The sequence below is a fragment of the Paenibacillus sp. A3 genome (assembly GCF_001399685.1).
Lineage (GTDB): Bacteria > Bacillota > Bacilli > Paenibacillales > NBRC-103111 > Paenibacillus_G.
In genome coordinates this window covers 47,259-73,838 of record NZ_JTHN01000006.1, presented here as the reverse complement: position 1 = coordinate 73,838, position 26,580 = coordinate 47,259, and the positions used below count along the sequence as shown (strand labels likewise).

At 52.6% G+C, this 26,580-nt stretch carries 29 protein-coding genes and 3 pseudogenes; 5 read left to right on the top strand and 27 right to left on the bottom strand.

Translation table 11 applies throughout. The features are described from left to right. Positions 1–5: 5 nt before the first annotated feature. From QJ48_RS00685 to QJ48_RS00665, 5 genes are all read right to left on the bottom strand, one after another. Positions 6–1,331: a sugar ABC transporter substrate-binding protein gene (locus QJ48_RS00685; protein WP_054971746.1), complete on the bottom strand. Its 1,326-nt coding sequence runs from the start codon at positions 1,329–1,331 to the stop codon at positions 6–8. Between the two features lie 212 nt (positions 1,332–1,543). Then, complete coding sequence (locus QJ48_RS00680) at positions 1,544–2,317, bottom strand: DeoR/GlpR family DNA-binding transcription regulator (protein ID WP_054971745.1); 774 nt, start codon at positions 2,315–2,317, stop codon at positions 1,544–1,546. Between the two features lie 145 nt (positions 2,318–2,462). Beyond that, a complete protein-coding gene (locus tag QJ48_RS00675; RefSeq protein ID WP_054971744.1) occupies positions 2,463–3,548 on the bottom strand; it encodes a CapA family protein in 1,086 nt (361 codons plus the stop codon). Between the two features lie 89 nt (positions 3,549–3,637). Continuing rightward, the gene (locus QJ48_RS00670) at positions 3,638–4,597 is read right to left on the bottom strand and encodes an NAD(P)-dependent oxidoreductase (RefSeq protein WP_054971743.1); all 960 of its coding nucleotides are present in this window, start codon (positions 4,595–4,597) and stop codon (positions 3,638–3,640) included. Continuing rightward, a complete protein-coding gene (locus tag QJ48_RS00665; RefSeq protein WP_162238411.1) occupies positions 4,594–5,742 on the bottom strand; it encodes a pyridoxal phosphate-dependent aminotransferase in 1,149 nt (382 codons plus the stop codon). The genes QJ48_RS00670 and QJ48_RS00665 overlap by 4 nt, the downstream gene beginning before the upstream one ends. Positions 5,743–5,909: 167 nt before the next feature. On the opposite strand from QJ48_RS00665, the gene murF reads away from it, so the two are divergent. The 3 genes from murF (at position 5,910) to QJ48_RS00650 (ending at position 10,433) form a co-directional block, all read left to right on the top strand. After that, complete coding sequence (murF, locus tag QJ48_RS00660; RefSeq protein WP_054971741.1) at positions 5,910–7,013, top strand: UDP-N-acetylmuramoyl-tripeptide--D-alanyl-D-alanine ligase; 1,104 nt, start codon at positions 5,910–5,912, stop codon at positions 7,011–7,013. Between the two features lie 149 nt (positions 7,014–7,162). Next, positions 7,163–9,745, top strand: coding sequence for a J domain-containing protein (locus tag QJ48_RS00655; RefSeq protein WP_054971740.1), 2,583 nt, complete (start codon positions 7,163–7,165; stop codon positions 9,743–9,745). Continuing rightward, complete coding sequence (locus tag QJ48_RS00650) at positions 9,738–10,433, top strand: DUF1266 domain-containing protein (protein WP_054971781.1); 696 nt, start codon at positions 9,738–9,740, stop codon at positions 10,431–10,433. The genes QJ48_RS00655 and QJ48_RS00650 overlap by 8 nt, the downstream gene beginning before the upstream one ends. An 88-nt stretch (positions 10,434–10,521) precedes the next feature. On the opposite strand, the gene QJ48_RS00645 is transcribed toward QJ48_RS00650, so the two are convergent. From QJ48_RS00645 to QJ48_RS00590, 14 genes and pseudogenes are all read right to left on the bottom strand, one after another. Next, positions 10,522–11,229 carry a DUF1361 domain-containing protein gene (locus QJ48_RS00645; RefSeq protein ID WP_054971780.1) on the bottom strand — a complete coding sequence of 236 codons (708 nt, stop codon included), beginning with the start codon at positions 11,227–11,229 and terminating at the stop codon, positions 10,522–10,524. Between the two features lie 11 nt (positions 11,230–11,240). Continuing rightward, a complete protein-coding gene (locus QJ48_RS00640) occupies positions 11,241–11,840 on the bottom strand; it encodes a TetR/AcrR family transcriptional regulator (protein ID WP_054971739.1) in 600 nt (199 codons plus the stop codon). Between the two features lie 104 nt (positions 11,841–11,944). Beyond that, entirely contained in the window at positions 11,945–12,559 is a 615-nt protein-coding gene (gene yqeK, locus QJ48_RS00635) for a bis(5'-nucleosyl)-tetraphosphatase (symmetrical) YqeK (RefSeq protein WP_054971738.1), read from the bottom strand. 53 nt (positions 12,560–12,612) lie between these two features. Continuing rightward, positions 12,613–13,230: a MarR family winged helix-turn-helix transcriptional regulator gene (locus QJ48_RS00630; RefSeq protein ID WP_054971737.1), complete on the bottom strand. Its 618-nt coding sequence runs from the start codon at positions 13,228–13,230 to the stop codon at positions 12,613–12,615. A 116-nt stretch (positions 13,231–13,346) separates the two neighbouring features. Beyond that, complete coding sequence (locus QJ48_RS00625) at positions 13,347–13,586, bottom strand: thioredoxin family protein (protein ID WP_054971736.1); 240 nt, start codon at positions 13,584–13,586, stop codon at positions 13,347–13,349. Positions 13,587–13,697: 111 nt separating this feature from the next. Next, on the bottom strand, positions 13,698–14,177 hold the full coding sequence (locus tag QJ48_RS00620; RefSeq protein ID WP_054971735.1) for a GNAT family N-acetyltransferase: 480 nt from the start codon (positions 14,175–14,177) through the stop codon (positions 13,698–13,700). Further along, complete coding sequence (locus QJ48_RS00615; protein WP_054971734.1) at positions 14,162–14,818, bottom strand: HAD family hydrolase; 657 nt, start codon at positions 14,816–14,818, stop codon at positions 14,162–14,164. Before QJ48_RS00615 ends, QJ48_RS00620 begins: the two co-directional genes overlap by 16 nt. Positions 14,819–14,854: 36 nt before the next feature. Continuing rightward, positions 14,855–14,980, bottom strand: a pseudogene (locus QJ48_RS38415) (transcriptional regulator); the annotation flags it as partial. A gap of 13 nt (positions 14,981–14,993) precedes the next feature. Beyond that, positions 14,994–15,233, bottom strand: a pseudogene (locus QJ48_RS36545) (ABC transporter substrate-binding protein); the annotation flags it as partial. Between the two features lie 246 nt (positions 15,234–15,479). Further along, positions 15,480–15,581 (bottom strand): annotated as a pseudogene (locus QJ48_RS36540) (GrpB family protein); the annotation flags it as partial. 36 nt (positions 15,582–15,617) lie between these two features. After that, complete coding sequence (locus tag QJ48_RS00605) at positions 15,618–16,199, bottom strand: DUF3238 domain-containing protein (RefSeq protein ID WP_054971732.1); 582 nt, start codon at positions 16,197–16,199, stop codon at positions 15,618–15,620. A gap of 165 nt (positions 16,200–16,364) precedes the next feature. Continuing rightward, the gene (locus QJ48_RS36535) at positions 16,365–16,598 is read right to left on the bottom strand and encodes a hypothetical protein (protein WP_054971731.1); all 234 of its coding nucleotides are present in this window, start codon (positions 16,596–16,598) and stop codon (positions 16,365–16,367) included. A 68-nt stretch (positions 16,599–16,666) separates the two neighbouring features. Further along, the gene (locus QJ48_RS00595; protein ID WP_082420270.1) at positions 16,667–17,923 is read right to left on the bottom strand and encodes an acyl-CoA thioesterase/BAAT N-terminal domain-containing protein; all 1,257 of its coding nucleotides are present in this window, start codon (positions 17,921–17,923) and stop codon (positions 16,667–16,669) included. After that, a complete protein-coding gene (locus QJ48_RS00590) occupies positions 17,920–18,450 on the bottom strand; it encodes a PadR family transcriptional regulator (protein ID WP_237762765.1) in 531 nt (176 codons plus the stop codon). The genes QJ48_RS00595 and QJ48_RS00590 overlap by 4 nt, the downstream gene beginning before the upstream one ends. A 199-nt stretch (positions 18,451–18,649) precedes the next feature. On the opposite strand from QJ48_RS00590, the gene QJ48_RS00585 reads away from it, so the two are divergent. Beyond that, complete coding sequence (locus QJ48_RS00585; protein ID WP_054971728.1) at positions 18,650–19,234, top strand: LysE family transporter; 585 nt, start codon at positions 18,650–18,652, stop codon at positions 19,232–19,234. A gap of 35 nt (positions 19,235–19,269) precedes the next feature. Here the strand turns inward: QJ48_RS00585 and cyoE are convergent, their stop codons facing one another. The 4 genes from cyoE to QJ48_RS00565 all read right to left on the bottom strand — a co-directional run bounded on the left by cyoE (position 19,270) and on the right by QJ48_RS00565 (position 24,164). Beyond that, the gene (cyoE, locus tag QJ48_RS00580) at positions 19,270–20,127 is read right to left on the bottom strand and encodes a heme o synthase (RefSeq protein ID WP_054971779.1); all 858 of its coding nucleotides are present in this window, start codon (positions 20,125–20,127) and stop codon (positions 19,270–19,272) included. 42 nt (positions 20,128–20,169) lie between these two features. Beyond that, positions 20,170–20,853: an MOSC domain-containing protein gene (locus QJ48_RS00575; protein ID WP_054971727.1), complete on the bottom strand. Its 684-nt coding sequence runs from the start codon at positions 20,851–20,853 to the stop codon at positions 20,170–20,172. 99 nt (positions 20,854–20,952) lie between these two features. Next, positions 20,953–23,022 (bottom strand): UvrD-helicase domain-containing protein, encoded by a 2,070-nt coding sequence (locus QJ48_RS00570; protein ID WP_054971726.1) that lies wholly within the window; start codon positions 23,020–23,022, stop codon positions 20,953–20,955. A 248-nt stretch (positions 23,023–23,270) separates the two neighbouring features. Next, the gene (locus QJ48_RS00565) at positions 23,271–24,164 is read right to left on the bottom strand and encodes a LysR family transcriptional regulator (RefSeq protein ID WP_054971778.1); all 894 of its coding nucleotides are present in this window, start codon (positions 24,162–24,164) and stop codon (positions 23,271–23,273) included. Between the two features lie 130 nt (positions 24,165–24,294). Between QJ48_RS00565 and QJ48_RS00560 the strand changes: the two genes are divergently transcribed. Further along, entirely contained in the window at positions 24,295–24,627 is a 333-nt protein-coding gene (locus QJ48_RS00560) for an antibiotic biosynthesis monooxygenase (RefSeq protein WP_054971725.1), read from the top strand. Positions 24,628–24,704: 77 nt separating this feature from the next. On the opposite strand, the gene QJ48_RS00555 is transcribed toward QJ48_RS00560, so the two are convergent. Genes QJ48_RS00555 through QJ48_RS00540 form a run of 4 tightly spaced genes read right to left on the bottom strand, consistent with a single transcriptional unit; the run spans position 24,705 to position 26,570 of the window. After that, positions 24,705–25,109 (bottom strand): RidA family protein, encoded by a 405-nt coding sequence (locus tag QJ48_RS00555; RefSeq protein ID WP_054971724.1) that lies wholly within the window; start codon positions 25,107–25,109, stop codon positions 24,705–24,707. Positions 25,110–25,113: 4 nt separating this feature from the next. Further along, on the bottom strand, positions 25,114–25,602 hold the full coding sequence (locus QJ48_RS00550) for a cysteine hydrolase family protein (RefSeq protein WP_054971723.1): 489 nt from the start codon (positions 25,600–25,602) through the stop codon (positions 25,114–25,116). A 41-nt stretch (positions 25,603–25,643) separates the two neighbouring features. Next, on the bottom strand, positions 25,644–25,979 hold the full coding sequence (locus QJ48_RS00545) for a hypothetical protein (protein ID WP_054971722.1): 336 nt from the start codon (positions 25,977–25,979) through the stop codon (positions 25,644–25,646). 45 nt (positions 25,980–26,024) lie between these two features. After that, the gene (locus QJ48_RS00540; protein ID WP_054971721.1) at positions 26,025–26,570 is read right to left on the bottom strand and encodes a hypothetical protein; all 546 of its coding nucleotides are present in this window, start codon (positions 26,568–26,570) and stop codon (positions 26,025–26,027) included. Between the last annotated feature and the right edge of the window lie 10 nt (positions 26,571–26,580).

The following is a 26,580-nucleotide window of genomic DNA, read 5'->3' as shown; positions in this document are numbered from 1 at the left end:
CACGCTTATTTTCCTCTCTCCTTGTCGATCAGGGCTTGAAACTCCTTGTTCGCCTGCTCGGCGGCGGCTTTGATGTCTTCGCCGGTAATCGCCTTCTGAACGATGGCCCCGATGATGTCCCGCGCCTCGCTGACCTTGTCGACGGACGGTACGGAATGGTCGACGCCGCCTTTTTGCGTTTCCTTGGTCACTTCGGCAAGCTCTTTCGGGAAAGCGGTGATGCCTTCCGGATTATCCCATACCGACATACGAGCACCCGGATTTCCTTTTTTCTGGGTGGCGGTCACGGTCTCCTTGCTGGTCGCCCATTGGATGAAGGCCCATGCAGCGTCTTTTTTCTTGGATTTGGCATTCATCGCGAGGCTCCAGGAAGTAATGTTGAACGGCTTCGAGCCCTCCTTGCCCGCCGGGAAGCTGGCGAAGCCGACCTTGTCGGCGACCTTCGATTTTTCCGGATCGGTCGTGTTCTTGAAGAGCGAATTCGCGTCCGCGAAGAAAGCGGCCTTGCCCTGCGCGAACACGCCAATGGCTTGAGGCCAAGACATGTTGAGCACTCCGGGAGGACCGAAGTCTTTCAGCAGCGTGGCATAGGTGGTCATGCCTTTGATCGCTTCCGGCGTATTGACGGTCGCCTTGTCGCCGTTCATAAAGTCGCCGCCTTCGGAGTACATGAACGACGAGATTTGCGAGACGAGCGGAGAACGCTGCCCGCGGGCGGCGAAGCCGTACAACTCATTCTTCGGATCGTGAAGCTTTTGGGCGGCGGCAAGCAGCTCGTCCATCGTTTTCGGAACGGGGATGCCCGCTTTTTCTAGCAGATCCTTGCGGTAGTACAATATGTGCTGCTCCGTAATAATCGGTATGCCGTACAGCTTTTCGTTCACCGTATTGGAGCTGACGGACGCTTTGGAGAAGTCGGTGAAGTCGTAGGCGGCGTCCTTCTTCAGGTAATCGTCAAGCGGGGCAATCCAATCGTTCTTGACGAACATCCGCGCTTGCTGGAGCGGGCTCATCATGAATACGTCCGGCGTTTCCGACGCGGCCGTCAGCTGCACGGTCAGCTTCTGCGCCAGTTGGTCTTCGAAAAAGCTCTGCACGTCCACCTTCATCCCGGTGCTCGCTTCGAATTGCGGAAGCAGCTCTTTAATCGCGTCTCCCCAAGGGTGGTTGGCGGTGACGATCGACAGCTTCTGCCCTGCGAAAGGCTTGTCCGCGCTTTGTCCCGGCTTGCTTTCGCCCGGTTTCGGTTCGCCGCCGCAGGCGGCAAGCAGACCCGCCGACAGGACGGAAACGAGTCCGGTTTTCAGCGCGCGATTCATGGTTTGGTTCATGATATTTCGACCTCCCTTATAATGTACATGACGGCGGGATTCGTTCGAAAGCGCTATCATAATAAGTTGTTCCCGCTATAGTTCAAGCCTAAACGATTTCGGACGATGTTGAAATAACGCAGATTAAGCATTCATAACGCAGGTTCAACAAGTTGCCGCAACAAAAATAGAGCAAGCCGGACGCTCGCTCTATTTTCCGCACGATCTTACTTTTAGTCTTCCGCAATAAGAATCTCGATGCCCTTCTCTCTCAGCTGATGAATCCAGTCGGCCGGACATTCCCGGTCGGTAATGATCATCGAAATGTCCTGCAGCGCCGCAATGTTGGCGAATGTCGTTTTTCCGAATTTCGAATGATCGGCCAATACGACCGATTCTTCGGCCCGCTCGATCATTTTGCGCGAGACGCTCGCTTCGTTCAAGTCATAATCCGTAATCCCTTCGACGAGCGAAATGCCGCCGACGGAAATGAACGCTTTGTGCACTTTGAACTGCTGAAGCATCGCTTCGGTCAGCGTCCCCCCCACGGATTGCTGATTCACGTTAACCGCGCCGCCGGCAAAAATAATCCGACCCTTGAACAGCTCCATCGCCAGAAGCAGCACCGGCACGGAATGGGTCACAACGGTCACGTCGGGCCGGTTCTGCAAGTAACGGACGATCTCCATCGTCGTCGTTCCGTTGTCGATCATGATCGTTTCGCCTTCTTTGATCAGCGAAGCCGCCAGCTTGCCGATGGACGTCTTGGCGCCGTTGTTCATTTGCTCCCGCTGGATGAACGGCGGCTCCCAGCTGTCCATGCGCGTTTTGACCGCACCGCCGTACACTTTTTTGAGCAGGCCTTCCTTCTCCAGCCTGTCCAAATCCCGCCGGATCGTTTCCGGCGACACGTTCAACTGCTCGGCCAGCGCATGCACCTGCACTTTTTCGTCCTGCAGCAGCTGCCCCATAATCGTTTTTTTGCGTTCCTCAAACGTTAATGACACCGCCGCCCCGCCCTTCTTTGATTCATGCTTATTGTTGAATGTTTATGTTGTTTATTGTTTTATGGTAACGTGCCGCTGGAGGGATGTCAAACGGTAGGAACGGCCTAACATAACGAACTGCCGCGCAATGGAGCCCGGCGGCCGCTTACTTCTTTGGATTATACATGCGAAGCGTTCTGCGGTAAGCCCGTTTCATCCGATCCAGCTGCCCGGCGAAAAAGGGTTCGGGCTTTGCGAGTGCCTGCCAAATCGGTACAATGCGGCACTTTTTTTCCCTGCCGTTCTTCGCAATACATACCCATGTCGGGACGTACTCGATCCCTGCGAGCCGGACGGAATCGCGGGATGCTTTTCGAATCTTGATGCGGACGATCAACCCCGTCAAGGCGGCATCTTTGCCGTGCAGCCGGGTGGAAATAAAGTTGCCCAGCGAGTAGATCGCGAACCGGTCCCGCGTCCGGCCGTCAATATCTTTCACCGTGCGGCACACGGCCGGTTGAAGAACATGCGGATGCGATCCAAGCACCACATCGGCCCCCTGACGAAACAAAAACTGGACCAGCTCTTTCTGGGGAGCGGCCGGACTTTGGTGATATTCGTAGCCGCAATGCACGTACACAATGATGAAATCCGAGACGGCCCGCAGCCGTTTCAGATCCTTCTTCATACTTGTGCGGACAATCTTCTTGACGCCGGCCGGCTGGCTCTTCGGAACCGGTATCCCGTTCGTATCTCGCGTATAGGATAGAATGCCGATACGAACCCCCTCGACCTCTTGAACGAAGAGCGATCGGGATTCTTGCCGGTTCCGGTACGTTCCGACGTGGGCGATCCCGTTCTTGTCGAGCACTTCGAGCGTCCGTCTGAGCCCGCGGATGCCATAGTCCATACAATGGTTATTTGCCGTAGCAAGCACATTGAAGCCGGCCGCCTTCAGCGCGGAGGCGAAAGCATCCGGACAATTGAACGACGGACAGCCGTTCTTCGGATTGCGCTTCGCCTTCGTGTAGCCGTCGTCCGGTCCCCCGGCGAAGGTGGTCTCGAGATTGCCGATCGTCAGATGCGCATCCTGCAGAAAGTGGGCAACCGGTTCAAACGCCTGCTCGAAATGGTAACGTCCGACTTTATTGCCGGCGGAGTCCTTCGGTTTGTTACCGGTGCGCATCAGCCGAATCAGCAGCGGCTTCATCAAAAGATCGCCGACAGCGGCAATGATAATCTCACGCGACACGTGCAATCGTCCTCACTATAGCTGGGCTGAAAATTCTCCATTCACTATATGCGATGCCGCCAGATTGGTTCAGCCGGGATAGCACGCGATCATTCGCTTTCCGGTTTTTTCGAAGCCAGAAACTCCTCATTCACGATATTGCGCGGCGTTCCGTTTATATATCCGCGAATGTTATCCAGCAATTCCTTCATATTGGCTTCCCGTGCGGTGTCCGTATACCACGCCGTGCCTGGCGTAAACACAACGTTATCGAGCTTATACAAGGGATTGCCGGCAACCTGCACCAGGTCGTCAAGGCCCGCGCCGGCGATTTTTCCGTCCCGAAGCAGGGCGAACAATGCTTCTTCGTCTACCAGACCGCCCCGGCTCGTGTTGATGAACAGGGCCGTCCTTTTCATCGAAGACAGCAGCTCCGAGGTAATCATCCCTTTCGTCCTGGCATGGAACGGAACATGCAGCGAGACAACGTCGCTTCGCCGCATCACCTCATGGATATCCGCCGTTTCTATCCCAGGGACTGCCCTGCCGGACCGGTTCGCGCCGATCACATGCATCCTGAAGCCCCGGGCGATCCGCGCTACCGCCTGCCCGATGCAGCCCGTGCCAATCAGCCCTAACGTTCGGCCTGCGAGCTCGCCCGCAAGGAAAGGGCCGTACACATGGCTCTCCCCCTGCCGGACAAGGCGGTCCGCCCGGATGATGCGCCGGTTGACCGCAAGCAGGAGCGCAAACACATGCTCCGCTACCGCTTGCGCCGAATAGGTCGGGCAGTTCGACACGGAGATTCCTGCGGCTCCTGCAGCCTCGATATCGACCAGATCGTATCCGGTCATAACGAGGGCGATATGTTTCAGCCTCTGCAGCTTCCCGAACGCCATTTCCCGAAGCCGCGTCCACTCCACAATCGCAATGTCTGCCTTTGACAATCGTAGAATGGCAGTCGTTACGTCCGGCCGGTCGTAATAAACTTCAAACTCTCCGAGCTTCTCCATCTCTTGCACAAAATTGTCCGGCAGGTAAGTAGGCTGATCCAGATAAACGATTCTCATGCCGAATCCATCCTGTTCGTCATGAGTGCCGATTGCAAAATTTTGCAGGCCTCGGCGAACATATCCGGGCATCGGGCAAGCGCAATCCGGATATATCGCTCCCCCTGTCCGTGGTCGTGCCAGTAGAAATGGTCCCCCGGCAAAATCCCGAGCCCCAGCCGCTGCAAACGATCCACCATGTCCAAGCTGCGGACGTTGGGGTCGGTTATGCGAAGCCATTCGACGCTGATCGTCGAACCCGGATTGTTCAAGAGAAGCCCGGAGGAGCGAATGGCTTCCCGCAGTGTCCGGCGGTTCCGGTCAATCGTTTCCCATACGACGGACTGCAATCCGTGCCGCGCGGTGTCCTTCAAATATTCGATCAGCAGCTGCAGGATAAACGGCGAAACGTTCAGCAAAATATCGTTGTGAAGCTCAAGCACGTCATCGGCCAAATCTTCGCTCATCGCCAGAATGCTGCATTTCAAATCTTGGGTCGGCCATGTCTTTCCCGTATCCTCCACCATCAAATAGCTGATGTTTGACCTCTCCAGCAGCTCGTACTGATCCCATAAAGGCTTTCTCGAAAAAAATCGGAACGTGCAGTCAACGATAAGCAGCTTGCCGTAATCAGCGCAAAGCGCAACAAGCCTCTCCCATTCTTCCCGCGACAGCTCGAAGCCCGTCGGGTTGTTGGGAAGCGTAACGAACACTGCATCCGCCGCAAGCCCTGCGAACGTCTCTTCCATCCGGTCGAGCCTGAGCTCCTCCTCATGCAGCGGCGTCAAGGCTACGTTTCTTCGCTGCAGCAGCGTCGCCAGATTGTCGAAGCAGGGATGCAGCAGCGCGGTCGTCAACCCCCGCGAAGCCAAAAAAGTAGCGATCAAATCGGTCGATAGCGAAGCCGAGTAACAGAACAGCGTCCGGGTAAGACCGGCGGCGGTCGGCTGTCCGGCCAAGGTGTAGAACAGACGGCGGAACTCGTCTTCCAACTCCGCTTGCCTCGCCGCTTCCGCCTGATCGAACAAGTCGGGCAGTCGCCCGATAATTTGCCGCTGCGCATCGGTTTGCGGCTGATGGGCATGGCCGTCGGCTACGTTAAACAGCTGATTGATGCCGATTGATTCATACCTCGTCAGATTCGACATCCGCATTAATGATTTCACTTGTCTCACTCTCCACTTGCAGATTCGAGGGTTAGTCATCTTACACCATATGGGTGATCCTTGCCGCCGGACTCGTACAAACGCCCATTTTTCCCCATATCCCACTCCATCCGCTAACTCCCGACGTAGTCTAAAGCGTACATTCGCTGTGAAAAGGTGGGATTGACATGCCGGCTCGAAACGTTCCCGTCATCGCCGTCACAGGCAGCGCGGGAAAAACGACCACGAAAGAAATGATCGCTTCCATCCTGCGGAGACGATGGACCATTTTCAAATCGGCGTCGAACTGGAATTTACCCTATAACACCCGCAAGCACGCCAAGCTGCTTCGCGCCTGGCACCGCGCTGCCGTGCTCGAATTCGGGATGCTCCGCAAAGGGCATATTCGCGAGCATTGCCGCTTGCTCAAACCAAGCTACGGCGTGATTACCAATGTTGGAACGGCGCATATCGGCAATGTCGGACACCGGGTCCAAGGCATCGCATCCGCGAAATCGGAGCTGATCCGGCATATGCGGAAGAATGGAACGCTCGTCCTGAATGCGGATAACGCGAATTCCAGGCTGCTGTCCGTCAAAGGATTTCAAGGAAGGCTGCTGAAGGTCGGCATCCGCAACAAAGCCCATTACAAGGCGCGCGGCATCCGGTTCTTGGGCCGGGGAGTTGCCTTCCGGGTTCGGCTGAACGGGAAAGAGGAACGATTTTTCATTCCGTGTCTCGGGGTCCATAATGTGTACAATGCGCTGAATGCGATCGCGATTACGCACAGCTTGGGATTCACGGCGGGCGAAATCCGGAAGGGGTTGGCGAAGTATCCGATTCCGTACCGCCGATTGGTCCGAACGGAGCTGCCGAGGCGAATCACCTTGATCGACGATACGTTCAGCTCCAATCCCGATGCGACCCAGGCCGCCCTCGACACCCTCGCCTCGGTAAACCGAAAGCACAAAATCGCTATCATCGGCTATATGAAGGACATGGGCAAATACGCTGTCCGCGCTCACGATGGGGTTGGAAAATATGCCGCCCGAAAACGACTCACCCGGCTCTACACGGTCGGAAAGCTCGCACGGCACATCGCAGCGGGCGCCAAAAAAGCGGGCTTCCCCGCAACCCGCATCCGCAGCTTCGCATCCCGACCGCAGCTTCATCGAGCGCTTGCCGGAACGATCAAGCCGGATACCGCAATCCTGGTCAAGGGCACCCACTTATTAAAGCTGGAGAAAACCGTTTCCTTCCTGAAACGCAGCTTATCCGGCAAGCGGTCATAAAGACAGCTCCGGCAAGTCCCGGTGCCCGGGACCTTTTTTTTGTAAAATAATCTAATATTTTTTAGAGAGGCGCCGATATTATAATAGATTAAAAACTGAAAACATTTGGAAAGTTTTCTCGACATCAAGGAAAGGTAAAGGACTCTGAAATGAACATTTGGGAATTACTAGGAATTTCTCCGACGCTTGAAGTCAGCGCCATTAAACGCGCCTATGCCAGGAAACTAAAGGTCTACCATCCCGAAGACGATCCGGACGGTTTCCAACGTTTGCGGGAAGCGTACGAACAAGCGCTGAATGAAGCGAAATATCTCAAGGAGGCGCAGCAGCCGTTGCGGTCCGACTCCACGGAACCGGCAAGCGATCCGCAGGACGAACCGGTTCAACCAGATGCACCGAATCGCGAACCCGCTTCATGGGTTGATTGCGATCCGGCAGCTCCCTCTCCCTCCGACTCGTTTGTCGAAGAGACGATGAAGCGGATCGAAGCTTTATACGCCAAGCTGCCGACGCGGATCGACGTAGGCTTATGGAGAGAGCTGATTGCTCAAGAAGAGCTCTGGAATATGAATGTAAAGGCCGCTTTGCACGAACAGCTGTTAGCTTTTCTGGCCGAGCATAACCACCTGCCCAAGCCGGTTTGGGCACTGCTGGACGAGCATTTCTGTTGGACAAGCCAGGAAAGGGAATTAACGAAACGCTACCCGGAAGATTTCGTCGATTATTTGTTGATGGAAGTCACCAAGCCTTGGGAGCTGCGCTACGAGTTTATTCCGGAAACGATTGATTATGACGCGTTTATCGGATACCGGAACGCGGCTCAGCATGCGCTGATGCACAACAATCTGGCGGATGCCGAGCCGTATCTGGCCGCGGCCCGGGATTTGTTCGCGGATGACCCGGACCTGCTCCGGTTGATAGGCAATTTTTATGTTCGCACAGGCGACTTGGAGCATGCGCTCCAGACTTACAGCCGCTTGATCGAACTCCATCCCGCAGATCTGGACGGATTTATCCATCGCGCCGCCCTGTCGCTGGAAGCAGGGAATCTCAGACAGGCGTTCTCCGATTACCAGCATCTTTTGTCGCATATGCCTGACGATCTGCAAGCCCTCAGCGGACTGGCACGCTGTTACGCAGCCTATGACCGGTTGCCCGAAGCCAAAGCGGTTCTGGAGCTCACCGTCGCACAGCATCCGTTCGACCTCGATTCCCGCATCCGGCTGATGGATGTGAACAAGCAGCTTGCAGGCAAAATACACACGGAATTGATCCTTACGCCCGAACAGCCCGAGCTGCAATTTGCGCTGGCCCAAATTTATTTTGATTTGGAACAGTTTGACCCCTGCTGCAAGGTGTTTGACACCATTCAGACTTTGACCGCATTGAACTCCGACATGTATTTGCTGTGGGCTCGTGCATCGTTTAAACGGCGATTGAAGAACAAGGCCTTCGAATTATTCGAAAAAGCATGGACCGCAGCGCAGAGCGAAGGCGTCAACGGCTACGAAATCCTCGTTCATCGAGGTATAGCTTACCTGAAAGCGAAGAACACGAAGCTTGCGGTCCGCGACCTATCTGCGGCGCTGCGGATGAACGAGTATGACGCTGCCGTTCTCGGTCATTTGGCGAGCATCTTCCTGAAGGAGAAGCAGTGGCATGAAGGGATCGGGTTTGCCGATCGCGCCATCGCCATCGATCCGTCCAACTGGCATTATTATTCCGTCAGAGGCCTCTGCCACTATCATTTGAATAACAACAGGGAAGCACTTAACGACCATGCCGTGGTGGTGGAGCATGAATATGATTTTGACGAAGCGTGGTTCCGGAAAGGGATGCTGCATTTGCGTCTGGGCCAATATCCCGAAGCGATTACATGCTTTGAAACCGAGATGGCTTGGAATCATGAGGAGGATTCCTACTATTATGTGGCCGGCGCGTGTTTTCTGAATCGCGATTACAAGGCCGCTCTTGAGGCGATCCGTAAATATAAACGGGCTAATCCCGACGATGCAATCGGCTATATGATCGAGGGCGATATTTACCGCGCCATGGGAGATGAGGCCAAGGCGAAGGAAATCTATTTCGAAGCGGCGGAATTGTTTAAGGACGATTATTATCCGACCCAATTGGCGCTGTACTACCTTCTGAAGGAATGGAAATTGACGACAGGCAAGCAAATGACTGCCTTTATCCGCCGTCTTGCCGCTGGCTGGCCGAACGATACATGGGCGCAGCTTGAACGCCTCAAGTTTATGATCAACACGGATTTATGGGAACATGTCCCCGAACTGGTGAAAACTTATTTTGCGAATTGCAGCGACGACCCTTCTTATGATTCCTTGATTTGGCTATACTCCGGGGTGGCTTATTACCACGAGGGAAAGTATGCGGAAAGCATCGAGAGCTTGAAACGCGCGCATGAGCTTGGAGAAAGAAAAACCGTCAGCATTTACTTAAGCATGGCGCACGTCAAGCTGGAACGGATGGCGGAAGCGTTGTCCTACGCCCTGCAGGCTTGTCAGGAAGATCCGGATAACGAGGAGTACCGGTTGTTTTATAACCGGCTGCAAGAATCGGCGGATAAAAAGTCGCTTTGGGGCCTCTTCGGCATCAAAAAGAAGTTCCGCATTCCTAAGACGCTTTTCCTGAAGCATCAGGATGTGGGCGACGTGCACGCCTTGCATTTTATGCTGGATGAAGATGAGGATGGGGATGAAGAAGATGAATAGGGATAGTCAAAGCGGATCCAACCTGACCGAACTATGGAGTATCTCGTTATGCGCCGTGTTATACAAAATGAACGGGCTCGATCCCGGAGACGACGACGAATGGGAGTCCGCAAAAAATATCGAAATGCATAAGCAGTCTTTTAAACGGGATTGGGGGATCGAGAGCGCGGAAGATTTAATGAGAAATCTTGAGTGGCTGGCCGAAGAGGGGCATCGCGAGTCGTTCAATCAGATCCGGTCCTTTCTGTCCGCATTGTCTGAAGCCGAACAAACGAAATATATCGAATCGATCCCGAAAACGACGGAAGGGTACCGAAAGCATCAAATTGTAAAAGCTTATATGAACCGGCTCCCGGCTGCGGGGATCGCGGCTTGGGACTTGGGCAGATATGCGTATTTGAGCCGAAAAGGCGCTGTCATGGGCTACATCTCGCAGGAGCAATCGCTGGAGCTTGTGAAACCGATCATTGCCGCTGCTCAGCAATCGTATTCCGGCTGGCGCGAATACGGAACCGCCTATTTGGCCGGAAGGCAATTTTGGTGGGCGCAGCCTACGGCGGCAAGCGCGCAGAAAATGACGGGCTATGTCCGCAGCCTGCTCCTGAATGCCGACAGCCTGTGGAACCGGCTGGAGTGGGATGTGCCGCTTGAAGAGACGGCCGGGCAGCCGGCAAGCCCATTGGCCTAATTTTCTACCCGCGAGCCAAGGCCGGGCGCCCTCGTCCGGCTTCTTCGCCACGCATGCAAAAAAACCGCCTTGCCGCAGCAAGCCGGTATCATAAGCGGTAGGTCGAAGGGTAGTCGCGGTCTTCCGTATGCCAGCCGCCATTCATGACAAAATAGAACGTGCCGTGAACGATCAGAATAACCGCGCCGAACAGCAAGCAGAACAGCACGGATTGCCCGTTCAAGCTTTCCCCGAGGAGACTCAAGAGCGCCTTCGCGTCGGTCAGCGCATCCCAGCTGTTCAGCCGGTATTCGCGTCCGAGCAAGATCCCGTAGCCCCCCAGCATGGACAGTGCAACCACGAACAGCCACGAAGCAGCGCTCCCGAACCTTCTCATGACCTGATACTGAACCAAATAGGTTGAGCCGAAGCCAAGCAAAAACCCGTTCCATGAGATCAGCAGCATCGTCAGCAAATCATACCAGTAGCGGAACGTCCACCGGCCGGCCTCGACATACCAAGCTTTCTGAAGCGTGAGATGAATAAGATCCGTAACGATATAGGGCGCATTCGGAAAAAACAGAAGCCAAGCCGCTCCCAGCACAGCCGCGACGGCGGAACGGACCCATCCGGGAGCAAGCCGCTTTCCAAGCTCCGCCACGGCGACGGCAAGCAGCAGCGGAATCCAGGCCAGGAACAAATTCCACAAGAGGAAATCGAAATACGTCTTATTGCGGAACACATAGTAAAGCGCAGTGCAGATCAGAGACAACTGTCCCATGGAGAGAACAAACTTTCCAGAATGCAGTTTTTTCATCCGGCCCTCCTTCACCTTCCATTTTCCTCTTCGGGCAGCATGCCGCGCATGAACAGCTCGATCACTTGAGCGGCCAACTGCTCCGGTCTTCCCGAGCCTTCCGACAAATATGCAAAGGTCAAGCGCTCAATCGTACCTACGAAGCATTGCGCTACGACGTCCATATCGAGGGTCGAACGAAAGTAGCCGGACCGCTGCTCTTCGAGCAGGTTGTCGCGAATCAGAGCGGCCAGCTCCGCTTTAATGCTTCCGGCCTGCGGGGCCTGAAACAATCCGATGCGCGTCAAGTGCGGGTCTTCCGTAAAAAAACGAAAAAGCGTCTCCAGCACGCCGCGTACCCGAGCGTTCACTTCGCCCGGCAGCAGCCCCGATTCCAGGCGGCTCGACGTGACCAGCTCCTGCAACCGGGACCGGAAATGTCCGACCAGCTCCTCGAACACCGCTTCTTTGCTTTCAAAATAAAGGTAAAACGACGGCTGGGTCAGCCCGGCCTGAGCGACAATCGAGCTGATCTTCGTCTCGTAAAAGCCGAGTCCGGCAAACTGCTCCGCCGCCGCAGCCAGCAATCTCGCCCGGCTTTCTTGCCCTTTGGCTCTTTTGTTTCGCGCCATTCCGCCCGAACTCCTTATAGTGTATAAAGTAATGTATTGCATTTTTCAAAATCCTTATTTCGTATTATGTCCCAGTCATGCTTCACCGTCAAATCGCTGCGTTTCTATACCCGGTGCCGAAGCTCTGCGTAGGCTTCCTTCAGCCACGGATGCACGACCTTCAAGGTATGCTTTCGCTCCCACAGGTAATTGATGTAAGCGAACGCCCCATGAATAAGCGAGCGGTTCAACTGCTCCTGCAGCTCGCGGATATACGGCGGTGTACCGGGCTGATCCCATGCGACTTTATCCGCTACGAACAGCACTTGATCGAGCAAGGTGGAGCCCGCCCGCAATGTCGTGTGGCAGCCGACCGCATCCAGAATCGCCGCATCGGTTACGCCAAATAGCTGCTCCGCCATGACCACCGACAGCTTCTGATGAATGATCATCGGGAACGCTTCTTCTTCCGGCAGCACCTCAATGCCAAGCTCCCGCGACACCGCAATTCGATCCCCGTTCGGGATGACCGCGCTGATGTCGTGCAGCCAACCGGCCGTTTCCGCCGCCTCGGGATCGGCTCCGAACCGCAGCGCGATACGCCGCGCCTCCGTCCCGACGTCCATACAGTGCTCCGCCGTCTTCTCGCATCCGTTCGAGCTTAGAAAGCCCCGGATATCGTCCCGAAGCCGATTCGTCCAGGGAAACGGTTTCGTACGTTCAGCCAAAACAGGATGCATGCTTCTTTCCTCCGTTCACTGTTGCTTCATACCGGGCAGCCGCCGACCGTCCGCTACGGTGCAGAGAACGAGGGCTTGTGCTCCGGACATTGTTTGAGCGTAGCTTCGTGGGTCAAATATTTACGGATCAAATTGCAGTAGTGCGGCGTCTCGTCCCGCCCCGTGTTCGGTCTGAAATGAACACAGCCCAGGCAGGGCTCCGCCACGACAAGGTGGCCGCCGCGTTGAAGCGCGGATAGAACCGCTCCGAGTCCCGTTTCCAATGAAGCCAGCGCTTCCTCCGGCAAGCTTTGGACGGTTTCCTCCAAGGCCTCCCCCCATCGGTCAAGCTTGGATACGGCTTCTTGTCCTTGCGAAGTCAATTGAAGCAGCGTGATCCGGCGATCCTCGGGCTTCGCGTACTTGGCGATCAACCCCTTGGTCACCAGGCCGTTGACGATTTTGACTGCCGTCACGTGGGTGGTTCCGAGATGATCGGCAAGGCTTCCGATCGATGCCACATCGCCGCGCGTATGCGCCGTAAACAATAACGACTGGATTTGCACGGGAGACAGTCCGGTATCATCGCTCTCCATCTGGCCGATTTTCTTGACCGCCTGGGCCATTCGAAAAAGCGCCATGCTGACTCGGGCAGCCCGATTCTCCTTCCGATGTTGAGGATCGTAGCGCATTGGATTCTTCCTTCCATTCCTTTCTAGCCTTATCCTCCATTGTAACCGCTCGTCCCGCGAATATAAAGCTTACGCAAAAAGTGCGGGACGCCTATTCCGCACCCCGCACTTTTAATTCATCCTTTTTTCACGTCTTCAAGACTCGCGCCGAAGTTAATGTGGAACACGTTCCCGTCAATCACCAGCGCCGGTACCGACTGGATGCCCGCTCCTTCCGCTTCCGCAATGCGGTCCCTCTTCTCGCCCAGATGTACGATCTCGACAGCCGCCTTGGATGGGTCGAGATAGTCCAGCACCATCTGCTCCGCATTTACACAAACCTTGCAACCTGCATGATAAAATACCGCTTTTGCCATTTCAATCAGCTCCTCTTTTTTTATGTAGCATTGCTACATATTTAGTATAGAAACTGCCGCTGGCAGTATCAATTGCGATTTTTCTATCGTTTGCATAGGAAGAAACTATCGTCAGCGCGCATGATGCGATAAAACTTTTTCCAGGTGCACTTCCTCTTCGTCTCTTTGAACTTCCACGTAGCCGTTGGCTTTATAAAATTGAACGGCGTCGAGCCAAGCCGCCGTCGTTTCCAGCACGAGCTTCGCATAGCCCTTCTGCCTCGCCCTCCGCTCCAGCTCCTGCAGCATGCAGCGCGCGATGCCTCTTCTCCGGTACGGCTTCCACACGGACATTCTGGCGATTCTTCCGACGTCGCGCCCCTCCCGGATAAGCGCTCCCGTACAGACCATTTGCCCTTCCAGTGCACCCGTCAAGAAGAGATGTCCCTGACCGGCATACCAACTCACGATATCGTCCAGGTCCTTGTTGTAGGACGGGTCCAATTCCCCGAACCTTTCCTCCAGCCCCGCGCAAACGATCCGTCTTGCCTGCTCCTGCGTCTCTTCGGTCACTTCCGTCAAGGTCAGCCTAATATTCATCCGTATATCCAATTCCGAACCTCCGAAATATGCTCGATTCTCGCGATCGGCCTAACCCCTTTATCCATCATCGCTTCCATGCTCGTCCTGTAGCTGATAAACGGAATGCCGGCCCCGGCGGACGCTTTGCCGTCGATCCAGGAATCACCCACCGATATCCATTCGTCTGCCGCAATGTTGCGGAATTGATTCAAAACATAGGTAAATCCGGAAGGGGACGGCTTCAACGCCTCCATCTGCTCTCTTCCTATAATCGCGTCGAAATAGGACTTGATTCTCGTCACTTCGAGCGCCTTCAAGGCGGCGGAAAGCGAGTTGTTCGTGACCACGACCAATACGAACTGGCCGTGCAACGATTCGATCAGCTCCGGCACGCCTTTTTCCAGCCCCGCGCCTTCCATCCCGCGCACTTCATGCTTTTCCGCAAGGTTCATACAGGAGAGGTATAAGGTGTCGTCCATACCCGCTTGCTTGGCCTGTTCGAGCATGGTGGATGTCGTGTGCTCATGGAGCGGGAACCGCTCCGTCAACATGCCGTGCCCGATCAAGTGCTGGAAAATGTCTTCCTTCATCGCCGCAAAATCGATGCGGGATTGCAGCAGCGTATTGTCCATATCGAAAATAATGCCTTTACATTTGCGGCCGTCGCGCATGGAAGTTCCCCGCTTCCCGTTTTAGTTTAAGTTATTTTAGGCAAGCACCCGCAGCACATCGTCAATCTTCCTGCCGTGAGAGATGACGCCGTAGTTCATCCAAGTGAAAAAATCGACCTCGTACACGCACCGGTTACGTACCGCCGGAAGCGCCAGCCATACCGGATCGTCCCGGCTGCTTGCCCCAATTCGGATGATACCATTGTACGACCGGCTTCACGCCTAACGCCGTCACATAGTCCTCCAAGTAAAGAGCCGCTACCCGCTGCGGCTTCACCGGAATCTCCACTTCGCCGAAGTGATCCTTCACCTTCCGGGTCTTGCCCGCTTGCTCCTTTGCGCCTTTGCCGCCAGCAGTAGCCTTGTCCGCTTGCTCCGCATTCGGCTTGGCATTCTCTTGCTTTTCCTTCGGCAGCGGTTCTCCGCCGTCCCCCCTTGTCCAGCTCCGCATCCGGCTAAAGCGGTCAGCAGGACCAGCCATATGGCCATCCATGCAGCGGCAGCGCGACATTGCCTTATCATGATTCCGATCCTCTCCCAAATAAGCTGCAATGTAACGAATACAAGCTTCGAATAAATAATGATTCTCATTCTCAATTCGTTCCCGTCCATTGTATCTCCCGCCGTTTGCTTCTGACAATGCACATCCCGGCCTCGTTTTTTATACAAACGTTTTCTTTGCCGGACTATATTCACTTGTGTTTTCGAAGCGCTGAGCTAATTCTTCCTTAAACCGGCTGTACCTTGCAACCTCTTCGGGATGTATTGTGACCCCTTTACTATCCGTTGTACCATGCTCTTATGCTTCAAAATGATACTCCATCTCCCCAGCCATTGCGGCTGGCGTATCGCCCGTCTTCCGAAAGTCATGGGCGTACAAGAGTTGAAATTCCCCAAAATCCACTTGTTTATAGAACTCGAAGCAAGGAAACCCGTCATGACTGCCCTTCACCTGCACGGTGCCATCCTTATACGCGGTAATTTGCAGAGAGTAGTCTACCGTCGGCGCATCAAGACGAAGCGGATTGCTTGCGCTCGCTTGCATGGTTAACGATACCGTATCCCCGTTCCACACTTCGTCTTTAACGCGAATACCGTCTGTAGACGCTTTTCCTTGTTTGTACTCGACGGAACCGTCCGGAGCAGTCAATTTGAGCACGGTGATACCCGTATTGGCAAAAGATGTAATTCGTTGCTTAACAAAGTCGATGACCACTTCCTGCTCCACACGGCAACGCCCGGTGTTTACCGCGTACGGAGTAAATTCCCTGGCATCCGCCTGATATTCATAGATCATGCCTGTAGACGGATCTTGAATTGGGGGCAGATAGAGCATACCGCCGATAAACACACTGCCTCTAATTTTGATTAATTCTGCCATTGTAAAAACTCCTCGCCTATTTAATCATCCCGCACTTTCAACTATAAATATTCATATGGAAAGTTTCTCCTTATGATTCAGATTTCCTGCCTAATGGAATCAAAAAGAAAACCGCTCCTCGACGCATCATGCCATCGATTTACGGTTTTTCCCCGTTCAAAAAAATTACTTTTCCATGATCCGCTTTAACGTTCGCAAGTCGCTCTCGATCATCGCCGTGTCGTTCGCGAAGCTTTCATCCGATACCCCGGGCTGACGGAACGCCGTGAAGACTATCTCGCAGCCCGAGCCGTTGGGAACGACCCGCATCGGATTCAGGATCGTTTGGCCGGTGGCGACGGTTACCCAATGATCCGCGACGCCGTAATATACGACACCCTTTCCGAATCGAAGGAGCATATTGCGAGTCTGCTGGAACGCGCCAATCAACTGGGACGGGAGTACGAATAATAAATAACCTTGCCTGATCAGGCAAGGTTCCTTCGCAAAAAGGTCAGCGCATCCCGCCACGCTTCGCGGGCCGCAGCAGCCGCAGCTTCGGCCCGGACTCCATGCTCTGCGGTCACCGGCAGATTCGGAATGTCAATGAGATGGCCCGCCTCCGGAAAATGCTCGTGACGCGCTTCCCAGCGGTATCCGCACTTCTTCAGCGTTTGCAGCACTCCCTCCGCCATTTCGGCGGCCGGCCATGTCGCATCATACGCGCCCGTAATCAGCAGCGCCGGAGCGCGCATCGCTTCCGCAGGGATACGGGCCGCTTCCAGCTCCTCGTCCGTCGAAATCTCCAGCGCCTGCTCGTGGAGCTTCCGCAACTGCGCAAGCTCGGCAGGGGTCCAGCTCTTCGGCCCTCCGGGGTACGGAAGATACGGAAGCGGCCGGCCTTCGTGCGTCCAGGAGGATCGGCGGCTGACAGGCGCGATACTGATGCCTTCAAATACATGAGACGCAGGCGAATAGCCGACGACGGCCCGGACAGCCTGCGGGTATAGGGAAGCGTGGAGCAGCGCCAGCTCGCTTCCTTTGGAAAGACCCATGACTCCGGCTCTGGCTGCGTCGACTCCCGGCTGCGCCTGCAGCCAGCGCATCGCGCGGTCCACAGCCTCAAGCGGCACCTCCGCTAGCTGGTTCGGCAGGCCCGAGCGGCCCTGCCAGTCGAAATAGGCCAGCGCCAACGCCGCGAAGCCATGCGCGCTCAAGAGAGCGGCCATCTGCTCGGACCATAGCAAGCCGCCGGCCGATCCTCCCAGCACCAGCACGGCAGGAAGCGGTCCGCGTTCTGAAGCCTCGGGGCAAAAATATTTGCCCGCGAACGGCTCCGTAATTTCCGTTACCCGAACATCGGCGGATACAAGATGAAGGTCGACGGTGCGTTCACCAAGCAAGACGCCGTCGGAGGACAACCGGAAGGTAACCGCATGCGGCGCACTGCTGCTTTTCATAAAGTAAGCACCGTCCGAACGCAAAACCGGACGCATCGACCAAAGCAATCCGTTCGCATCGATTCCGTCGTAGGTACCCTCTTCAGGAGCCGTCCTCGCCATATCCACCGTCCCCTGATCTTCGGCCCGATATGTGCCGAAGGAACGCCACACCTGCCCCAGATCGTCTTGCGCGAATGCTTCCAACATGATCTTTTGCCCAGGGGTTAAATACCCGATCCCCAGCTCCAAAGTTCCGTCGATCCTGTTCGTCGCCTGCCCGATGCTCCATACCGGTTCCATCATGACTCCTCCAAGTCCTGTTTAATTTGCTTCAACAACTGCAAGTCCAGCTCCATATGGGCGATGCCATTGGCAAACACCTGCCGCACAAGCCGAGGGTTACCGGATAGCTCCGCTTTACCCGGCTCACCCTTGTTCCAAAGCGCAATTTTGTGCTCCAGCCCTGCCATCTGCTGATCGAGGCACCGGATCACTTCCTTCTTCGGCAGCCGGCCCATCATGAACAGAGCCGCGTAGAAAGCCGAAGGGAATTCGGTGGACGGGACGCTCATCGCTTCTGCGATTAAGCTCAGCAGCAGCTCGCTGCCTTGCGGCGTGATTTCGTACACCGCTCTCGTCTTATTGCCGCTTCTCTCCGTATCCCGGATTTGCACGCAGCCTTCCTTGGCCAGCTGCCGCAGCGCATGATAGATCGACCCGGGCAGCACGTTCGACCATAAGTCGACCCGGTCTTTCTCCAACTGCTGAATCAGGTCGTAGCCGTGCATCGATTGTCTCGCAAGCATGCCCAGCACGATTAAGCGGATCACCGCAGTCACCTCAATTTTATTCAAATTTGAATAAATAAATTTAACTAAAAAATAGCATGTGCCGCGAAAAAACGCAAGCAAACAAACTCCCTTGAAATGACGGTTGTGCAACATCGCATTCTCGTTGTATAATCATAACGCACGTAAATATGTCATAACGTACAATTCATTTACTATAACATACATAGAGGTGCGAACGATGCTTATCCTTCCTTTCCTGTCGTACATCATTGCGACGAGCTTCACGCCCGGCCCCAATAACATCATGGCGATGTCCAACGCGAATAAACACGGGCTAAGAAAGACATTTCGGTTTATTTTTGGCGTCACCGTCGGATTTTTTGCCATTATGCTGTTGTCCAGCTTTTTCAATCTGATTTTATACAATTATATCCCGAGGATTAAGTTCGTGATGAACCTGTTGGGGAGTCTGTATATGGCCTACCTCGCCTTCAAAATTATGAAAACGAGTAAAACGCAAAATAAAGAACAAGCTAACGACACGTTAAACTCGTTCTTTACGGGATTTATTTTGCAATTTATTAACCCCAAGGGGATTCTGTACGGGATTACGGCCATCTCCACCTTCGTCATTCCGTTCTACAAGTCCGGCCTGAGCTTGCTGCTCTTTTCCGTGCTGCTTGCGTTTGTAGGGTTCTTGTCCACGTTCATGTGGGCGGTGTTCGGCTCGTTGTTTCAAAAGTTTTTGTCCAACTACGAACGGCCATTTCATATCGCCATGGGATTGTTGCTGCTGTACAGCGCAATCTCGATCTTCTTATAGGCTGCGCGATCAAGCGTTCGGAGCTCCTCCGGGGGCTATCGCCAAGCTGTTTCGACGATAATGATCAAAAACGACAAAGTTAAATAGTACAGAGAAAACTTGAAGCTGGCTTTCGCCCAACCCCGGTCGTCCTTCGTAAATAAGCCGCTGAGGCATTGCAAAAACCAAATGCCGAGCAGAACGATAGAGATCAGCAAATAAGCGACACTGACCCAGTCGTGAGCATACAGCAAATAAGTCACCGGAAATAAAGCCGCGACATAGGGCAGCATTTGCCATTTGGTACGGCGGACGCCTTTTACGACAGGGAGCAGCGGGTAGCCCGCCGCCCGGTACTCGTCCTTCTTCAAGATCCCAAGCGCCCAAAAATGCGGCGGCTGCCATAAGAACATGACGAGAAATAAAAGCCATGCTCCCAGATTCAACTCATTGGAAAAACCGCAGTAGCCGATCATGGGCGGCATCGCCCCGGAAATCCCTCCGACGGATGTGCTCCATGTCGACGTCGGCTTCAGCCATACCGTATAGATCACTACGTAAACAAAGATGCCGACGAAGCCCAGCGCCATGCTTAACGGATTCACGAATACGTACAGAACGGCCAAGCCGGCCAAGCCCGCTGCCATTCCGGCCCCCGCTACGATCCGGGGGTTCAGCCGTCCGCCGGGCAGCGGCCGGTTTCTTGTCCGCTCCATGTGGACATCCCGGAACCGGTCCAAGTAATTATTCCCGATCGAGGCCGCCGCAATGGTTAATGCCGCCCCCATCAGCATGAAGGCCAAGCCGGGCCATTCGAACTCCCACCGCGATGCAAGACAATACCCGGCAAACGCGCCAAACAGGTTGGAGGTCATAATTCTCGGCTTTACTACAGAAATCCAGTCTTTCCACACGCTCGCCAATCCCGCTAGCGCCTCCTTTTCAAGAGTATTATATTATTTATTGCCGGTCAGTCTTTCCGTGGTATCCCCTTCGATCCCGTCCAGGCGCTTCTGAAATGTCCTTCTCCAGTTGACGGACAATTCATCGACTTCCAGTATTTTCTTGATGCCCTCGATATGGTCCTTCTCACAGTGCATGATCCGGTTGGCATAGGCCACGGAAACGGCTTTCGGATGGGGAAAAATGCGTGTCAGCCCGTCACGCCGGGATACGACCCCTTCTTTCAGCACGCGGAAATAAAAGCCGGTGTACCCCGTATCCTGAACCTTCAGCGGCATGTCGGGCAATCCGTACCGCACGGACAGCTTGTAGCATGGCTGCCTCGGTTGACTAACCTGAACGATCGCTTCGCCAAGCTTAAACCTATCGCCGATGCAAACATCCTCCTCCAGCATTCCCCGGACCGTCAGATTTTCCCCGAATGCGCCGTATTCCAACGTTCTTTGCAATTCCTTCTCCCAGAACGGATAGTGCTCGTAAGGATAGACGCATACCGCCTTCTCCCTGCCTCCGTGATGCACAAGATCCGCCTGTCCGTCTCCCTCGAAATTCACCCACGATAAAAACAACTCCCCGTCAACCGGTGTCTTGAAAATGCCGGTGGAGACGTCTTTATTGTTAAACTGCACTTCTACCGGTTTGCTCGTATTGATCGAAAGGATTTCCACAGGCTTCATTGTAACCACCCCGACTTTCACCTTGCTGCATGACTAGAGTATAATCCCGTCCCTTTCATCAATCAATTCAATTGTTATAATAAAAACCATAGGCCTCACCTATGGTTTTAGAAAAGGAGTGATCTCTCCGGCGCAAGTCACGATCAATTTGTGCATGGCCCGGGAGCAGGCGATATAGAGCAGGCTTTTATCCAGCTCCGTCCGATACGTCGATGCGTCAGCAAACGGTACGATGACTTGATCGAACTCCAAGCCTTTCGCCAAATGCGCATAGGTGATGACGATGCCTTCGTGGAATTGCTCGCTGTTGAAATCCAGCAAATGAATCATATGCCCCATATCCTTCAGCTTCGCGTACACGTCTTCGGCTTGGGCGTGCGTCTTGCAGATGATCCCGAGCGAATGATGTCCCGACGCCAAGAAATCGCCGGTCAGTCTCCCTACCGTATCCATTTCATCCCTTGGACTGTGACACGGTAGGATGAGCGGCTCCTCGCCATGCCGTTCGATCGGGATCAGTTTGCTGTTAGGCTTTAACCTCTGGGCAAACGTTGTAATTTCAACGGTCGAACGGTAGCTTTTTAACAGCTCGACCGTGTCCGCCTCGGGGAACACCTTCTTAATTTCGGCTAACGAAGACGAAGAATAAGGATTCACGGATTGGCTGCTGTCGCCCAGAATCGTTTTCTTGCATTTGAATAGCTTCGATAAAACCGCGTATTGGATCGGCGTATAATCCTGCATCTCATCCACCAGCAAATGCTTGACGAGATCGAACGGCGCCGCTCCCTCATAATAAATTTTCAAATAAATGAGCGGAAACACATCCGAATATTCCAGCTTCTTGCCCTGCTTTAGCTTGTACATGTCAGGCCTGCCCAAATATCGGTAAAATTCCTTATACAAGGAGAGGACGTCTTGGCATTTGAACATTTTTTTGACGGCCGTCTTGATCTTTTTGGAAGCCGATGCGGAGACCCGATTTCCGTCTTCGTCTTTGCAGTTGGCCATAACATGGGCTGCGGTCTTCTCCAACCTCGCTTTAACGGGCAACCTTCCGGAAGCCAGATAACTGCCGAGTAGAGCCTCCTTAGAAATCGTCACCTTATCGATGGTCATCTCCTCAGGCGAGAAGTACTGCTCATCCGCATATTGAATAAAAGCATCCATTTGACCGACAAACTCGGCGGCAGCTTTATACTTGATCCGTTCGATCACGGTGTTATCCGTTTCATCGTCAGTACCTCCCAGCAGCTCGGATACCTGCTCGTAAAACGTCTGAAACTTGCCGATTCCCGACAGCTCCTTGGCAGCCAGCTCCTCCAGGCTCACTTCCATGATCTTTTCTTCACCCAGCTCGGGCAGCACGTTCGAGATATAATCGGAGAACACTTTGTTGGGAGAAATGATCAAGACATTCCTGGAGCTCAATGTTTCCTTGTACCGATACAACAAAAAGGCAACCCTGTGCAAAGCGACCGATGTTTTTCCCGAACCCGCAACGCCTTGAATGATCAGTTCGTGAGCCGCTTCATTCCGGATGATGGCGTTCTGTTCTTTTTGGATCGTCGCCACGATATTTTTCATTCGCTCGTTCGAAGGGCCGCTGAGCTCTTTTTGGAGGACATCGTCATGGATGGTCATCGAGCTTTCGATCATATATTCCATCGCGCCTTGATTGATCTTGTACTGCCGCTTTAAGCCGATCTCGCCACGCACCTCTCCGACGGGCGCCGAATAGAACGCTTGGCCTACCTCAAAATCATAAAACATGCTGGCTACAGGAGAGCGCCAATCGTAGATTAAATTATCGTGGCCGTTGTCTTCGGTGAAGGAATGTACCCCGATATAGAACGAATCCGGTTTCGTTTGCTGTCCCTCCTTAAAGTCCACTCTCCCAAAGTAGGGGGATTGCAGCAATTTCTGAACCCGCCTGCGCTTGGCGATCGCTTTCTCCCCCAAGTCAATGGTTAGCGACACGTCCACCCGGTTCGCCGCCCGCTCCGCCGGGTCCAATACAGCCGCATTGTCCCAAAGGTATTTCTTGGCTTCAATGACGGCTTCGTAAGTGGACGATACTTTATCGTCCATCTCCTTCAGGGCTTGATGAAGCTTGCCAACGATGACCTCAAGATATCGTCTTTCTTCCGCTTCCGTACCGTTAAACATCCGTGCAGCCTCCTTCTGAATCGTTAGCCTAAGCAGAGCTTGCATTGCATCCCCTGCAAAAGCGGTATATAGAATATAAAAGATCGTGCAAAAAAAGAATAGACTTTTTCTTTCCGATGAGTTATTCTGATGATAGAGTGCGCCCCACGGATGTATTACTAAAAATTACCAATTTAAACGATCTAAAATAAAGCAAACCGCCCTTAAAGGCGGTTTTTTCGCATCAAATTCAGGATCATATTTTATCGTTATTTCTTGTGTTCCTCCGCTTCCGCTGGTTTTACCCAAGATTGGACACAATCTATAAACTTTTTAGCCGCAGGGGAGATGTTTTTTCTGGAAGCCATAGCGATACCTATCGAGCGATAATAGTCGCCTTCCAATTCAAGAACTTTCACATTGCCCGGGATATGCGACAAAATCATTTCAGGAAGCAGGCTTACCCCAATACCGCTGTTCACCATCGCAATAATCGCATGGTCATCCTCTAATTCATATTTCACCTTTGGTGTAATATTGTTTTCTGAAAATATCCTCTTCACATCCAAGTCACACCCTTTCTTGGGCATGATAAACGGCTCTTCTCTTAATTGCTCAATATTGATTTTATCCTCTTTCTGAAGAACATGGTCTTTAGGCACAATACAAAATATTTTATCTCTTTTTAAAGGCATCACTTCTAACGATCCCGAGACGGGTAATGCCATAAAACCAAAATCGACCGAACCCTTCAGAACCCATTGTTCAATATCGTTGTAATTTCCTTCTAGCAATTCGATTTCAATCAATGGATATTTTTGTTGAAACTCTTTGAGAATCGCGGGCAGCCATTGGATGGAAACACTTGAGAACGTCCCGATGCATACCGTGCCTGTTACAAGACCACGGATGGAAGCAAACTCTTGCTTCAATTTTTCATTCAAACGGACAATCTCGCGCATAGGTTCCAGTATTCGTTCGCCATTACTGGTTAAACTGATACCGGAACGGTTTCTAATCAGCAAAGGAAATCCTATTTCTTGCTCCAGACTGGAAACCGCGTGACTTACTGCCGGCTGTGTCAAGTTTAGTTTCTCCCCCGCTTTTGTCAAACTCTGAAATTCGACCACCGTACAAAATATTTCATATTTCGTCAAATTTATAGAAAGCGCCTCCCTCTTACATAAAAAACTCTTATGCAATACATAAATCAGATTCATTTTATTTATTTTAACGCCAAATGTATACTTTTCACGAATGAAACTTTTTATGTTAGAAAAGGAGAACGTGAAAATGACACCATTTGCAAAAACACCACAGCCGCCGTACTACGCCGTTATCTTTTCAAGTCAGCGTTCGGAAGGGGATCGCGGTTACGGGAACATGGCAGAAAAAATGGTAGCCTTGGCATCCAACCAACCAGGCTTTTTGGGAGTCGAAAGCGTTCGGGACGGTCATGGTTTCGGGATAACCGTTTCATACTGGGAGTCCTTGGATGCCATTCGAAATTGGAAAGCAAACGAAGAGCATTTGGCGGCACAGGATAAGGGGAAAACGATTTGGTACGAAAATTATATAACAAGAATCTGTCGAGTTGAAAAAGAATACGGCCTAAAGGAAGTATGATTGGAACGCTGCGCAAAGCGTCAAATAGCCCTCATCTTGTCCAAGATGAGGGCTATCACGCTCGGTTTGTTGAAAGACTATTCGCCTACGGCTATGGCTTCAATTTCAATCAAGAACTGATCATTCACCAGTTTGCTCACTTCAACGGCTGAACTGGCAGGCGGATTTTTCGTATTGACATAGCTATCCCGAATGTCGCGAACAATCTGCATTTGGGCGATGTCCGTCACAAAGAAGGTCAATTTTACAACATCATTGAAGCTTACGCCGGAAGACTCCAACGCAGCTTTGATGTTTTCGAACACCTGCCTGGTTTGTGCAGCCAGATCTCCCGGCCCTACCAATTCCCCGTTTTGGTTCATAGCAACCTGCCCGGAAACATAGATCGTTCTTCCGTTTCGCACTTCCACAACTTGTGTATAGCCATTGGCAGGCGGCATCAACTGCGGATTCCTGAAAATTGTTTGCTTTTCGTTTTGCATGGCTTTAGCTCCCTATGAAAGATTCGATGACTGGATAGGAGATGATATTTCGATCCTGGTACGCTGCTTCAACTGCGGCATCCCGCTCACCGACGATTCCGTTTTGCAGGATGACCGTCTTAAAGCCTCTCTCCCTCGCCCCATTGTACGTGAACAGCACGCAGTGCTCTGCTGCAAATCCCGACACGATCACTAGACCGACTTCGTTATCCAATAAGAGCTGTTCCAGATCTGTTTTCCAAAAGGCATTGGAGAATACCTTAGTGACTCTCGTCTCATGCTCTTCTATTTTGATTTCGGGTATGATTTCGAATAGCTCCTTATTCGATTCTTGCCGTCCCTCAATGTCTTGAATATGGACAATAAGATGCCCCTTTGACCGAAGCAGGTCTGCCGTGTAATTGATGTATTCGCATGCTTTTTCGATATTCGATTGTTCTTTATCCTTCAGAAAGACGGTTTGCATATCCACGATTAATAGGGCTATTTTCATAGTTTTTCGGCTCTCCTCCTCTGGAACGATAGATAAGTCCTCTAATTCTGGTTTTTTCCACTATCGGAAGCAAGTATGCTTTTACCTTCAAACGGTTTCAAATTTTGAAATGTTTCAAGCTCTTCTTCTTCATTCGTAACGTATAACCGCCCGCAATTAGTGCATTGATAAATCAATTTTGTCAAATGCACAGCCAGTCGGCGTATGCTCATTGCCGCTCTTTCCTTATCTTTATCCGTCGGTCCCGATTTCTCGATAGCTCGATCTATCGCATCTAAAAAATCAAACCAATCTTGATCCGATATCAAATGTCCCTTATAAGGCAAACTATCGGTTTGATCGACAATGATACCGCCGCACTCACATCGGATTTTCACTGGTATGCCTCCGTTACACTATTCTTGAATCTTCTTTGCGCTACACTACTCGTAAAAATGACGGCTACGATCTGTAAAATCTTGAATGATGCTCAGCAGTTCGCTCTTGCCGATCTCTAAGTGCCCTTCTCCCTTAAGTTCAATATTTACTTCTTGACCCCGGTAGTAAATCAATCTATGACCTTCATGCTCTAAATCCACATAGGTAAGGATAGAATGAAACTCCTTACTCAGATGAATAAACCATCGGCGGATCGAATATGAATCCCTAAACAGCAAACTCATGTTGGTCGTAGCCGCTGTAAAAGATACGGATACTTCTCCGCTCGCATTAGGCAATTTGTGTTCTTTGATATAAATACAGCCGATTCTGGCTTTTCCGTCATTCCCGATATATTTTTCGATTTCCGATCTATCTTGATGCGGAGTCCAATCGTAGCCTCCTTCCAAATATTTCATGACATAAGAATCTACCTCAAATCGAATACATGCGCAATCGCCGGATAGTTCGCCATGTTCTTTTAGATAATCTCTTAGCGGATCAACATCCTTCTCGTCAATAACAATGGTATAGCTATAATCTAGTCCCATATCAATGCCT